The organism is Rasiella rasia (assembly GCF_011044175.1).
Taxonomy (GTDB): domain Bacteria; phylum Bacteroidota; class Bacteroidia; order Flavobacteriales; family Flavobacteriaceae; genus Marinirhabdus; species Marinirhabdus rasia.
Genome location: NZ_CP049057.1, coordinates 2523498 through 2537438, shown reverse-complemented (window position 1 = coordinate 2537438; position 13941 = coordinate 2523498). Strand labels below are relative to the sequence as shown.

Here is a 13941-nt window from a genome sequence, read left to right as displayed (position 1 = left end):
AAATATAGCATATTTATTTGCATTGACACAGCCACTTTTTATGAAAATAACCCTAGTTATTTAGCTGCTTTCGCCTCTTTTTCTCGTTTCTCTTTTTGTTGCGCGTCAACAACCGCTACTGCCGCCATATGCACAATTTCTTCAACGCTTGCTCCTAGTTGTAGAATATGCACTGGTTTTCTCATCCCTAACATGATAGGACCAATAGATTCTACATTGTTAAGCTCCTTTAGTAACTTGTAGTTGCTGTTGGCTGAATCTAAATTCGGAAATATAAGTGCATTCACCTTTTTACCCGCCAATTTTGAGTACGGAAACTTCTTTTGAAGCATTTGCGGATTTAAAGCAAAATCTGTCTGTAACTCTCCATCTACAAACATATCTGGGTTGCTACGGTGCAAATAAGAAACAGCATCTCGTACCTTAGTCGCATGCGGATCTTTAGATGAGCCAAAATTAGCATATGAAATCATGGCAATAACAGGTGTCAAGCCAAACATCTTCATTGTATAATTGGTCATTTGAGCAATCTTAGCTAATTCTTTTGCAGTTGGATCTATGTTTATTGAAGTGTCTGAGATAAACATAGGACCCCGCTTTGTTAACATTAAATTAGTGGTTGCCACTTTATCTACTCCATCAAACCTTCCTACCGTTTCCAAGACAGGTCTTACTACCGAAGGGTACGCTCTGGCATAACCTGAAATCATACAATCTACATCGCCCTCATTCAACATCATACTGGCAAAATAATTTCGAGAGCGCATTAAGCCTTGAGCATCATAAAGTGTTACACCGCTTCGGCGTCTATTCTTCCAATGTTTTTCTGCGTAACGTTCCCGCTGTTCGATCTGCTCATCACTTTTAGGGTCGATGATTTCAACTTCTGCATCAAACTCAAGCTGTTCCATGAGCTCGACAATAATTTCTTTTCTTCCCAGTAAAACGGGTATACCAATACCTTCATCATGTACAATTTGCGCCGCTTTTAGAACATCTAGCTGATCTGCTTCAGCAAAAACAATTCGTTTAGGATCTAATCTCGCACGATTTAACAAGAGACGAATAATTTTATTATCACTCCCTAGACGTTCGTACAGATCATCTTGATATCGCTCCCAATCTACAATAGGTTCTGTTGCCACACCGCTTTCCATGGCGGCTTTTGCCACTGCTGGCGGCACTGTAGCGATTAAACGAGGATCAAAAGGTTTTGGAATAATATAATCACGACCAAAATTGAGCTTGGTCTCGCCATAGGCTATGTTTACCTGTTCTGGCACTGGCTCTTTGGCCAGAAGCGCCAATGCCTTAACGGCCGCCATCTTCATTGCTTCATTTATTTTTGTAGCTCTAACATCTAGTGCTCCTCTGAATATAAACGGAAATCCGAGTACATTATTCACTTGATTAGGATGATCGCTTCGTCCTGTCGCCATAATTATGTCTTCTCTAGAATTTACAGCTAAGTCATACGCTATTTCAGGATCTGGATTGGCCATGGCAAATACAATAGGATTGCTTGCCATACTTTTTAGCATTTCAGGAGAAACAATATTTGCAATAGAAAGTCCTACAAAAACATCAGCACCTTTCATTGCTTCCTGCAATGTGTCAATTTTTCTATGGGTGGCAAATTCGGCCTTCTCTTCAGAAAGCGAATCGCGATCATCTCTAATCACACCTTTACTATCTAGCATTACAATATTCTTACTATTTGCTCCAAAAGCCTTGTAAAGTCGTGTACATGATACAGCGGCAGCACCTGCACCACTGATTACAATTCGTACTTCGGAAATATCCTTTTGGGCTAATTCTAATGCGTTTAATAATGCGGCGGCAGAAATAATAGCTGTTCCATGCTGATCGTCATGCATTACCGGTATATCTAATTCTTCTTTAAGCCTTCGTTCTATTTCAAATGCTTCGGGAGCCTTAATATCTTCTAGGTTAATCCCACCGAAGGTAGGCGCAATGTTCTTAACTGTTGCTATAAATGCCTCAACATCTTCGGTCCCAACTTCAATATCGAACACATCTATATCTGCAAAAATTTTAAAGAGCAATCCCTTACCTTCCATTACTGGTTTTGATGCTTCTGGGCCAATATTCCCTAAACCTAAAACAGCAGTTCCGTTAGAAATAACTGCAACTAAGTTCCCTTTATTTGTATACTTGTAAACATTATTAGTTTTTTTCTCAATCTCTAAACAAGGTTCGGCAACCCCAGGAGAGTAGGCTAATGATAAGTCTCGCTGAGAGGCGTATTTTTTAGTAGGCACTACCTGAATTTTCCCAGGTCTTGGCTTGGCGTGGTATAATAATGCTTCTCTTCGTTTACTTTCTTTGCTCATAGTATCACAAAATTGATGTTATACAAATGTACGGGAGTTGGGTTAAATCGAAACCGAAATCGAAGGTGAAATTTGAATTAATCAATCCTTTTTCAGAAATTGAATATTCCTCTTAAGCCCTTCAAACTTGGTTCGTTTTACGGGGCTTTTTCTGAAAATTTCTCGAAAAACTTCCTCGGTAATTTCTTCCCAATCTTTTTTAGATTTTGAGAGCAACTCAGGTTTCGCATTAAAAAGTGGTTCGCGGTGCGATTTGCTAAACCGATTCCACGGGCAAACATCTTGACAGACATCACAACCAAACATCCAATCTTCCATGCTATTGGCAAAACTACTAGGAATTTGCTCCTTTAATTCTATGGTTGCATAACTAATACATTTACTTCCGTCTACCACATACGGTTGTACAATAGCCTGTGTTGGGCAAGCGTCTATACAAGCTGTACAAGCACCGCAGTGGTCTGTCACAGGGGTGTCATACTCTAAATCTAAGTCTACGATTAACTCTGCTATAAAGTAAAAAGAACCTACTTGTTTGGTTAACAAATTGCTGTGCTTACCCATCCAGCCAAGCCCTGCCTTTGCCGCCCAAGCCTTGTCTAAAACTGGCGCAGAATCTACAAATGCCCGACCGTGAACATCTCCAATTTCAGAAGTAATAAAATAGAGCAACTCTTTTAACTTGTCTTTTATAACAAAATGATAATCTGTGCCGTAGGCATATTTCGAAATTTTATAAGTGTCTTCAACTTGAGTCTCTGAAGGAAAATAATTGAGTATTAAAGAAATCACACTTTTAGAGCCTTCTACCAATTTTGTAGGGTCTAAGCGTTTATCGAAATGATTTTCCATATAGCTCATTTCGCCCTGCATATTTTGGTTGAGCCATTTTTCAAGTCTTGGCGCTTCCGCTTCAAGGAATTGAGCTTTACTTATACCGCAAGATAAAAACCCAAGTCGCTTGGCTTCAGATTTAATACTTTGTGTGTAATATGATTTTGGAGTCAAAATAAACTAAGCTTTTTTCTCAAACTCCAAGATAGCGTTTTTAGGCTTTAGTGTTATCAACGGATTGATTTCTATTGGAGTGGTATGTTCTTTTATGCTGAAATTTTCGCAAAGCGTAGCCACGGTAAGTATCATTTCGTACATAGCAAAATTATTACCTATGCACATACGAGGCCCAGCACCAAATGGAAAATAGAAGGAAGCATACTCACTATGCTTTCTATTCACAAAACGGTTTGGATTAAATAACAATGGATTTTCCCAATACCTGGCGCTTTTATGAATCTCATGTACCGCAAACAATAGACTGGTTCCTTTTTTTAAGGCAACACCGTTAAATTCATCCTTTTCGATATTTACACGGTCTATAAAATAAACTGGTGGATACAAGCGAAGCGACTCTTCAATAACACTTGTGGTGACCGGCATAGCCCGTAAAAGCTCCATTAGGGATGTAGTGTTTTGCTTCGCGGTTTTTAGCTCTTCGGAAATTTTAGTTTGATAGGAAATGTGCTTAGCAAGTAACTGGGTTGTGAAAGTGAGGGCATTGCTTGTGGTTTCATGGCCAGCAACAAACAAAATTAAAAGCTCGTCTATTAGCTGCTCCTCATCCATAGCACTACCATCTTCGTAACGAGCGTCTAACAGCATATCTAATAAATCATCTTCTCTTTGCCCACTTTCCTTTCGACTTGTCACTAAGTCTTTTAGTATCGCTCGTGCTTCTAAAGTAAGTTCTAGATGCTTTTGTAGTTTTCCACTTGCTCTAAACCACCAATTTAAATAAGGCTGGCGTAACTCACGCACTAGCATTTTTTGCGCTTCTTCGGTAATATGTTGTAATCTTTTTATTTGTATTTCAGAAACACCTCCACTAAACAATGATTTGGCCACAACTTGAAACGCCAAGTTGTTGTATACTTCAAATATTGGAAACGGGCGTTCTGTAACTATATTTTGAAGCTCTTCTGAAATTACGGCAACCATGGTTTCCAACAAATTGGAAAGTTGTTTTTTATGAAATGCTGGCTGAATAAGTTTACGCTGTTGTTTCCAGAGGGCTCCTTCAGAAGTTAATAACCCACGACCCACATATTTGGCAAGGTCTTCAGTTTGTATTTTAGACTTGGTATAGTTTCGTTGGTTTTTTTGAAGCACATATTGTAAAAATGCTGCATCTCTAGAAAACACAACCGAATTTTTAAATCCAATTTTTAATCTAAAGGTATCGCCAAGATTAGTAAAGTTTTCATGATGAAACGGCAACGGATTCTTTAAAATTTCCAAAGAGTGCTTTAAAAATCTTCTTAGAGGAACAATAGGAAATTCTTTTAGATTGCTCATATTTTAAAACAATCCTCCCTGCGTGGGACCTTTTAATTTACCAAGATGTTTATATGCAGCTTCGGTTACTTCCCTTCCTCGCGGAGTGCGCATGATAAAACCTTGTTGGATTAGAAATGGCTCGTATACTTCTTCAATGGTTTCGGCACTTTCAGAAACTGCCGTTGCAATCGTAGTAATACCTACAGGCCCCCCTTTAAACTTTTCGATGATTGTGGTTAGTATCTTGTTATCCATTTCATCCAAACCATGTGCATCAACATTTAATTGCTCTAAAGAATATTTAGCGATTCCAATATCGATCGCCCCATCTCCTTTTATTTGTGCAAAATCTCGCACTCGGCGTAATAATGCATTTGAAATACGTGGTGTTCCTCTACTTCTCCCAGCAATTTCAATTGCTGCCTCCATAGAAATAGGCACCTCCAAAATTTTTGCACTACGTTGTACAATTGTTGTGAGTAATTTTGTTGAGTAATAATTAAGCCGAGACGTTATACCAAAACGAGCACGCATAGGTGCTGTAAGCAATCCAGATCTGGTAGTTGCACCCACCAAGGTAAACGGGGCTAAGTGAATTTGTACAGTACGCGCATTTGGCCCAGACTCGATCATGATATCAATTTTATAGTCTTCCATAGCCGAGTATAGGTACTCTTCTACAATAGGACTGAGCCTATGAATTTCATCAATAAATAACACATCCCGCTCTTCCAAATTAGTAAGTAACCCAGCTAAATCTCCCGGCTTGTCTAAAACGGGACCTGAAGTAACTCGAATGCCTACGTCCAATTCATTTGCGAGTATGTGAGCCAAGGTGGTTTTCCCTAAACCCGGCGGACCATGAAACAATGTGTGGTCTAATGCCTCCCCTCGCATGTTTGCGGCTTGTACGAAAACCTGAAGATTCTCCAACGCTTGTTCTTGACCCGCAAAATCGTCGAAAGACAACGGGCGCAAGCGCTTCTCTAGGTCAAGTTCTTGAGGAGAAATACCCTCACCTGAAGGGTCTAAATATTCATTCATATCACAAATATACTTGAATTTTCACCTATATCAATTATAGCATAAAATGTTTGAATGATTGAAAAAAATTGGTCTTTTGAAACATGAGTTTCAAAATTTACATCTTTTAACAAGACATTACCATACTATTGGCACTACAAGTTACACTCAGTTTTTATCTTTAAAATAAAAACAATGCTTATACCTACACAGAAAGTACCGAATTTAAAAGTTAGTTTAATTAATGATACACAATGGGAATTGTACAATCAGCAACCAGAGAATTATACGTTGCTTGTTTTTTACAGAGGTTATCATTGCCCTAAATGTAAAGAGCAGCTAGAACAGCTCAAAAACCATTTGGAAGATTTTTCATCACGGGGTATTCATGTAATTGCCTTAAGCATGGATACTGAAGAACGCGCTAAAAAAACAGGTGACCAATGGGCCATTGAAGGAATCCCTTTGGGATATGGGGTCACAAAAAATGAAGCTAAAGATTGGGGGTTATATATTTCGTCTGCTATCTCTGAAAGCGAACCGGACATTTTTTCAGAACCAGGTTTGTTTTTAGTAAAACCAGACAACACACTTTATTTGGTTTCATTACAATCTATGCCTTTCGCTCGTCCTCAATTTAAAGATTTATTAAACGCTATTGATTTTATAGAAAAGAAAAACTATCCTCCACGAGGTACGGTATAATAAAAAAGCCGAATCAAGACCGATTCGGCTTTTCAACCACTGGCTCCCCAGCCAGATAGCTTTACTAGTATATGAACTGCTAAGATAAAGTGAAACTGAATACTGTACCATAGGTGAAAACCCTTAATTTCTTATAGGAAAAAGCCCCTTCAAGTTTCTTGAAGGGGCTTATATTTTGTTACGACAATTCTAACTAGTGATTCATTTCTTCTTCGTTCTCTTGAAGGGGAATATGTTGTGGTGCATAATCCTGCCCAGGAATTACGTAGTCTGTTTCGTCTTTGTTCAATTTACTATAGTCATACGCCCATCGGTAAACATGCGGAATTGGTCCGTCCCAGTTTCCATGTATGTGCTTAACTTCTGCAGTCCATTCTAGTGTAGTAGATTTCCAAGGATTTTTAGGTCCTTTTTTCCCGTAGAACATAGAGCTAATAAAGTTGTATAAGAATACTATTTGAGCAGCAGCAGTAATAAAGGCAAATATAGAAATTACCACATTCACGTCTGTTAAATCATCAAAATATGGGAATGCTGTATTTGTGTAATATCGTCTAGGCAATCCTGCCATACCAATAAAGTGCATTGGAAAAAACACTCCATAGGCTCCAATTACTGTTACCCAAAAATGTACATAGCCCAAATTTTTATTAAGCATTCGACCTTGGAACATTTTAGGGAACCAATGGTAGACTCCAGCAAATAATCCGTACAATGCAGAAATACCCATTACTAAGTGGAAGTGAGCTACCACAAAGTAGGTGTCGTGTACATTAATATCTAGCGCACTATCTCCTAAAATAATTCCTGTTAATCCACCTGTTATAAAGGTAGAAACAAAACCTATTGAAAACAGCATTGCGGGGTTCATTTGCAGGTTACCCCGCCAAATTGTTGTAATCCAGTTAAATGATTTTACTGCAGATGGAATTGCAATTAATAATGTTGTAAATGTAAATACCGATCCTAGGAATGGGTTCATTCCTGAGATAAACATATGGTGTCCCCATACAATTGTAGATAGAAAGGCAATTGCAAGTATAGATGCAACCATCGCGCGATACCCAAAAATAGGTTTTCGTGCATTGGTAGCCATGATCTCGGAAACCATACCCATAGCAGGCAAGATTACAATATACACTTCGGGATGCCCTAAGAACCAGAATAAATGTTCAAATAATACAGGTGACCCTCCTTGGTTGTGTAATACTTCGCCAGCAATATAGATGTCTGATAAGAAGAATGACGTACCAAAACTTCTATCCATAATTAACATAAGGGCTGCAGAAAACAATACTGGGAACGAAACAACTCCAATTACCGCAGTAATAAAGAATGCCCAAATTGTTAATGGAAGACGTGTCATTGACATTCCCTTTGTACGTAAATTTAATACTGTTACGATGTAGTTTAGAGAACCTAGTAATGATGATGCAATAAATATAGCCATAGAGACTAACCAAAGCGTCATCCCTGTTCCAGAACCTGGAATAGCTTGTGGTAGCGCACTAAGCGGAGGATATATAGTCCAACCTGCAGAAGCTGGTCCTGCTTCTACAAATAACGACATCACCATGATCAAACTTGAAAGGAAAAACAACCAATACGAAATCATATTTAAGAAACCGGACGCCATATCTCGCGCTCCAATTTGCAACGGTATGAGCAGGTTACTAAATGTACCGCTAAGTCCCGCCGTTAAAACGAAGAATACCATGATGGTACCGTGAATAGTAACTAAAGCCAAATACACGTTTGGATCCATAACACCGCCTTCACCCCATTTACCAAGTAACACTTCGTAAATAGTAAATTCTGTATCAGGCCAAGCTAGTTGCAATCTAAATAGAAGCGACATAGCAATTCCGATAATTCCCATAAACAAACCTGTAATTAGGTATTGCTTAGAAATCATTTTATGGTCTGTACTAAAGATGTATTTAGTAACAAACGTTTCTTTATGATGATGATGCCCGTGATCGTCTTCGTGGTGATCTACTGCGTGGTCTATTGCGTGTGCTGACATATCTCTTAAGCTAATTTATTATTTTTTAAGGGCTTCGGCTAAGGTGGTCTGTTCTTTCATCCAGGCCTCATAATCTTCGGGAGTGTGCACTACAATCTTCATTTGCATATTATAGTGATTGCTTCCACAAATCTTGTTACATAATAACATATAATCAAACTCATAAGCTTCTAGTGGCTCGTCTCCTTTAGCTACCAATGCCTTGCTATTTTCCTGTCTAATTTTATTAATCTTTCTAACTTTTGCTACAACTTCATCATCCATACGCATTTCTTCAGTAGTAATGGTAGGAGTAAATGCGAATTGCGTTATCATACCAGGTACACAGTTCATTTGTGCTCTAAAGTGTGGCATATATGCCGAGTGCAATACGTCTTGTGAGCGCATTTTAAATAATACTTTTCTACCTGTAGGCAAGTGAAGTTCATTAGTAACGATATCATCTTGTGCGTTCGGGTCTGAAATATCAACTCCTAACTGATTTACACCTTCAATCAAACGAACATTTGCTTCACCAAGCGTATTATCTTCACCACTATAACGTGCTCTCCAATCAAACTGGTATGCGTACAATTCAACAACCATTGGGTCATCATCGGTATCTACGTTCATGATATCTGTCCAAGTGAAAAGTCCGTAGATAATTAATCCTGCTAGTACAATTACTGGAATAATTGTCCAGATAAATTCTAGTTTATCATTATCGGCAAAGAATGTTGCTCTGTTTCCTTGCTTTCCTCTATATTTAAAAGAGAAGAAACCAAGTAGCCAAAGGGTAAAGAAACCTACCACAAAGATTAATGCCATAGAAATGTACATCAAGCTATCTATTTCTGAACCGTGTTCAGAAGCAGCTTTTGGTAACAGTACGTCACCCCATTTCCAAAAACAGATTACAAGTAATAAATACGTGAATATGGTAAAACCTAGCATAAGCCAACCATTCACGTTATTGTCTTTATCATTAGCGACTTCAGAGCTATTATCTACTTTGGTTTGAGACAATTGAAATATCTTGCCCATCTGCCAAATAGCAACTCCAAAAAGTATGATTACTAATACAACTAAAAATGCGGTCATCGTTATCTGTCTTCTTTAATTTTTATTAATAATGAAAGTGCTTACTTTCTTTAATGAATGGGTTTCGTTTTGCCAGTAATGGTGCCTTTGTTAATGCAGTGAATACCACTAGCACAAAGAGGCCAAAGAAAAATAGCATTGCTCCTATTTCTGGCAAGCCAATAAACCATGATTTTCCAACAGTTGCAGGCATCACCATGTTGAACACATCTACATAGTGTCCAAGAAGGATTACAATTCCTGTTAAGATTACAAACCAATTAACACGTTTGTAGTCACTGTTCATTAATAACAATACTGGGAATATGAAGTTCATTGCTACCATTCCGAAGAAAGGTAAGTTATAGTCTTCAATTCTTGTAACAAAATACGTTACTTCTTCCGGAATGTTTGCATACCAAATTAGCATAAACTGTGAGAACCAAAGATAGGTCCAGAAAATACTGAAGGCGAACATAAACTTGGCCAAATCATGTATATGGCTGTCATTTACGTATTCTAAATATCCTTGACTTTTCAGCACAATTGTAATCATTGCAATAACTGTAATAGCGCATACCATCATTCCTGCAAATACATACCATCCAAACAAGGTTGAGAACCAATGTGGGTCGAAACTCATGATCCAATCCCAAGACATCATAGATTCGGTATAAATAAAGAATACTAAAAACCCTGCTGCCAACTTAAAGTTCTTTTTAAACCATCGGTTGTCTTCTGCGTTATCTTGATTTAAAGTCCACTTTCTAGAGAAATAACGGTATAAGTTAAATCCGAGTAAGTAAATACAAGCTCTAATCACAAACCACATAGGGTTAAGCCAACCGCTTTTTCCAGCAATCAACTTGTCATATTTAGGGCTCTCAGGATTAATTAAATCAGCATCCATCCAATGGAAGATGTGATTTACATGGAAAACTGAAAGCAATAATAAGATGATAATGATAACAGATGCCCAAGGCAGGTACGCCGTTATACCTTCCATGACCCTAAAGAGTACTGGTGACCATCCTGCTTGTGCTGCATGCTGAATTGCGTAAAATGCGAGTGTCCCTAATGCTATCATAAAGAAAAAGAACGAAGCAATGTACAGTGCAGACCAAGGTCTATTCTGCATTTGATGTAGTACGTGCGTTAGATGTGCTTCTTCACTATCGTGAGCATCTTCGCCGTGTGTTCCATCGTGATTTTCTTTTACGTTGTCATGCGTTGCAGTTTCTCCGTGATCGCCTCCGTGACCATCACCATGCGCTGCCATCATTTCTTTAACTTCGGCAGTTGTACTTGGTGCAGAAAGGAAGCCCGCAAGCATACCAAGGGCACCAACCACCATAAAAATGATCGCAAATAATTTTAATTTACTGGGTAGCGTGTACATATCTTTAACTATCTCTTTTATTCTTAGTTAGTTTCTTCTAAAGTTTCTACTTCTAATGGAGTAGTATCTTCAGTAGTATTTTCATTCAAAACTTCAACCATATTGGTTAATGAATCCTTACTCACTGGTTCTTGCAAAGGTTCTCCCTTTAAAGCAGCTTTCAAATTCATAACATGTTGTGTTATTTGCCAACGTTCTTTTTCACTAGTTTGTGAAGCATAAGATCCCATGGTGTTTAACCCATACATTTGAACGTGGTAAACGCCACCTTCAGTAATAACTCTACCTTCTGCAGCATAACTAGGAATTCCTAAGAATTTTTCACGTTGCATTAATATTCCATTTCCGTCACCAGCATCTCCATGACACACGGCACAATAAATAGTATACAATTGAGCTCCAGCAGCCAAATTCTCCTCAGTAACTTCTAAAGGATTTTTTAATTCAACTTTTGCTAATTCTAATCCTTCGGTTGTATTTTCATAATCGTACGGTTGCCATCCACGTGGAATAGAACCTTCGGCTGGCAACATTGCCTCTTGACCATTTTCGAATATTTCGTAATCACCATACGTTTCATACCCAACAGGCTCATACATATTAGGCATGTATTGGTAGTTAGGCTTGTTTTCATCTGCACAAGAGAAAACTGTAAGGCAGACAAATGCTCCTAATGCTATGTTTATTAATTTTTTCATATTAATGGTCATCGTCATTTTCAATTAAACTAATTTCCAATGCTCCTGTGTCGTATAAAAACTTGCTTAGTTTTTCAACATCGTGGTGCCCAGCGTCTACAGCCATTAAAAAATGATCGTCTGTAGTTCTTACGTCAGGATTTTCAGCTTTCTTAAAAGGCCATAATTTACTTCTCATATAGAAAGTAATAACCATTAAGTGAGCTGCAAAGAATACGGTTAATTCGAACATGATAGGAACGAATGCCGGCATGTTTTCAATATAACTGAAACTTGGTTTACCTCCAATATCCTGTGGCCAGTCTTCAATCATGATAAAATTCATCATGGTGATTGCTACGCTTAATCCTACTAATCCGTACAAAAACGCACAAATTGCAATTCTTGTAGGTGCCAGTCCCATCACTTTGTCAAGCCCGTGTACTGGAAATGGTGTATATACCTCTTCAATATGGTAACGTTCTGCACGTACCTGCTTGACAGCTTGCATTAAGATGTCGTCGTCTGAATAGATTGCGTGAATGTGTTTAGCTGCCATACTTACGCGTTGTTTTTTAGTTTTGCTGCTTGCCCTGCCCAATCGTCACGTTTTGCACGTCCAGGGAACTCGCCAATAATTTCGTCTAACAGGTCGTAATCTTCATCTGTCATTCTGCTAACCTGTTCAAATGTGTAAATACCTAATTGGTGTAACTTCTGCTCCATCACTGGTCCTACACCACTTATCTTTTTCAAGTCGTCTGCTGTTTGTGTAGCAGGGTCGAAAGTTCCTAACTTATTTAACAAGCTATCAACTTGATCCTTTTGATATTCTGAAGTCAACAATGCATCTGCATTCACTGTTTCATTATGATCATCTTTTGAAGTGTCATCAACATGGTGTGCATTTGCTGCTGGTTCACGAACAATCGGGTCGTAATGTTTCACATCGTCTCCGTGTTGTGCTCTTAACTTTTTATACTTGCTTCCAGATGATTTCAGAATAGATTTTACTTCTGCCTGTGCAATTACTGGGAAGGTTCTTGCATAGAGTAAGAAAAGTACAAAGAAGAAACCAATGGTACCTATGAAAATTCCAATATCTACAAACGTTGGTGAGAACATGGTCCATGAAGAAGGTAGGTAATCACGGTGCAATGATGTCACGATAATTACAAAACGCTCAAACCACATTCCAATATTTACTACAATCGAAATAAAGAAAGAGAACATGATACTTCGTCTTAACTTAGGGAACCACATAAATTGTGGCGAGAACACGTTACATGTCATCATCGCCCAATATGCCCACCAGTAAGGTCCGGTAGCACGATTTAAGAAAGCGTATTGTTCGTACTCAACACCAGAGTACCAAGCAATAAATAACTCGGTAATATATGCCACACCTACAATAGAACCTGTAATCATAATTACAATGTTCATTAATTCGATGTGCTGTATTGTAATATAATCTTCTAGGTTAGACACCTTTCTCATGATGATAAGAAGGGTATTTACCATAGCAAATCCAGAGAAAATTGCTCCTGCAACAAAGTAAGGAGGGAAAATCGTGGTATGCCATCCAGGAATAACAGAGGTAGCAAAGTCAAAAGATACAATAGTGTGTACTGAAAGTACTAATGGTGTTGCTAAACCTGCTAATACAAGTGAAACTTCTTCAAATCGTTGCCAGTCTTTTGCACGACCCGACCAACCAAAAGATAGAATGCTGTATACTCTTTTTGTAAATGGTGTTACCGCTCTATCACGAATCATCGCAAAATCAGGTAGTAATCCAGTCCACCAGAATACTAATGACACAGATAGGTATGTTGAAATCGCAAATACATCCCAAAGAAGCGGTGAGTTAAAGTTTACCCATAACGAACCAAATTGGTTAGGGATAGGTAGTACCCAATATGCCAACCATGGACGACCCATGTGGATAATTGGAAACAATCCAGCCTGAATTACAGAGAAAATTGTCATCGCCTCTGCAGAACGGTTAATTGCCATTCTCCATTTCTGACGGAACAACAATAGTACTGCAGAAATCAGTGTTCCTGCGTGACCAATACCTACCCACCATACAAAGTTGGTGATATCCCAAGCCCAGTTTACAGTTCGGTTTAATCCCCAAACTCCAATTCCTGTAGAGACAGTGTAAATAATACATCCTAATCCCCACAAAAAGGCAATTAAGGCAATGGTGAAAACTATCCACCATGATTTATTGGCTTTACCTTCAACAGGAGCTGCAACATCCACAGTAACATCGTGGTAGTTTTTATCTCCTATAACTAAGGGTCTTCTAATAGGTGCTTCGTAATGCGACGCCATATCTATATCTTCTATTGCTTAGTT

The 13941-nt window shown here is 38.4% G+C and carries 11 protein-coding genes; 1 reads left to right on the top strand and 10 read right to left on the bottom strand.

What is annotated here, in order from left to right; genetic code table 11:
- Positions 1 to 56 precede the first annotated feature (56 nt).
- The 4 genes from G5B37_RS11400 to ruvB all read right to left on the bottom strand — a co-directional run bounded on the left by G5B37_RS11400 (position 57) and on the right by ruvB (position 5732).
- Positions 57 to 2354 carry an NADP-dependent malic enzyme gene (locus G5B37_RS11400; protein WP_164680154.1) on the bottom strand — a complete coding sequence of 766 codons (2298 nt, stop codon included), beginning with the start codon at positions 2352 to 2354 and terminating at the stop codon, positions 57 to 59.
- A gap of 81 nt (positions 2355 to 2435) precedes the next feature.
- Positions 2436 to 3362 carry a tRNA epoxyqueuosine(34) reductase QueG gene (queG, locus tag G5B37_RS11395; protein ID WP_164680153.1) on the bottom strand — a complete coding sequence of 309 codons (927 nt, stop codon included), beginning with the start codon at positions 3360 to 3362 and terminating at the stop codon, positions 2436 to 2438.
- A 6-nt stretch (positions 3363 to 3368) separates the two neighbouring features.
- Positions 3369 to 4706: a cytochrome P450 gene (locus G5B37_RS11390; protein ID WP_164680152.1), complete on the bottom strand. Its 1338-nt coding sequence runs from the start codon at positions 4704 to 4706 to the stop codon at positions 3369 to 3371.
- Positions 4707 to 4709: 3 nt separating this feature from the next.
- Positions 4710 to 5732, bottom strand: a complete 1023-nt coding sequence (gene ruvB, locus G5B37_RS11385; RefSeq protein WP_164680151.1) for a Holliday junction branch migration DNA helicase RuvB — start codon at positions 5730 to 5732, stop codon at positions 4710 to 4712.
- 174 nt (positions 5733 to 5906) lie between these two features.
- On the opposite strand from ruvB, the gene G5B37_RS11380 reads away from it, so the two are divergent.
- Positions 5907 to 6416 (top strand): peroxiredoxin-like family protein, encoded by a 510-nt coding sequence (locus G5B37_RS11380; RefSeq protein WP_164680150.1) that lies wholly within the window; start codon positions 5907 to 5909, stop codon positions 6414 to 6416.
- Between the two features lie 193 nt (positions 6417 to 6609).
- On the opposite strand, the gene G5B37_RS11375 is transcribed toward G5B37_RS11380, so the two are convergent.
- The 6 genes from G5B37_RS11375 to nrfD are packed head-to-tail and all read right to left on the bottom strand — an operon-like array spanning position 6610 to position 13917.
- A complete protein-coding gene (locus G5B37_RS11375; protein WP_164680149.1) occupies positions 6610 to 8442 on the bottom strand; it encodes a cytochrome c oxidase subunit I in 1833 nt (610 codons plus the stop codon).
- Positions 8443 to 8460: 18 nt separating this feature from the next.
- On the bottom strand, positions 8461 to 9522 hold the full coding sequence (locus G5B37_RS11370) for a cytochrome c oxidase subunit II (RefSeq protein WP_164680148.1): 1062 nt from the start codon (positions 9520 to 9522) through the stop codon (positions 8461 to 8463).
- Between the two features lie 25 nt (positions 9523 to 9547).
- Positions 9548 to 10900, bottom strand: a complete 1353-nt coding sequence (locus tag G5B37_RS11365) for a quinol:cytochrome C oxidoreductase (protein WP_164680147.1) — start codon at positions 10898 to 10900, stop codon at positions 9548 to 9550.
- Positions 10901 to 10923: 23 nt separating this feature from the next.
- Positions 10924 to 11598, bottom strand: coding sequence for a c-type cytochrome (locus G5B37_RS11360; protein WP_164680146.1), 675 nt, complete (start codon positions 11596 to 11598; stop codon positions 10924 to 10926).
- Between the two features lies 1 nt (position 11599).
- Positions 11600 to 12136 carry a DUF3341 domain-containing protein gene (locus G5B37_RS11355; protein ID WP_164680145.1) on the bottom strand — a complete coding sequence of 179 codons (537 nt, stop codon included), beginning with the start codon at positions 12134 to 12136 and terminating at the stop codon, positions 11600 to 11602.
- Positions 12137 to 12138: 2 nt separating this feature from the next.
- Entirely contained in the window at positions 12139 to 13917 is a 1779-nt protein-coding gene (nrfD, locus tag G5B37_RS11350) for an NrfD/PsrC family molybdoenzyme membrane anchor subunit (protein WP_164680144.1), read from the bottom strand.
- Between the last annotated feature and the right edge of the window lie 24 nt (positions 13918 to 13941).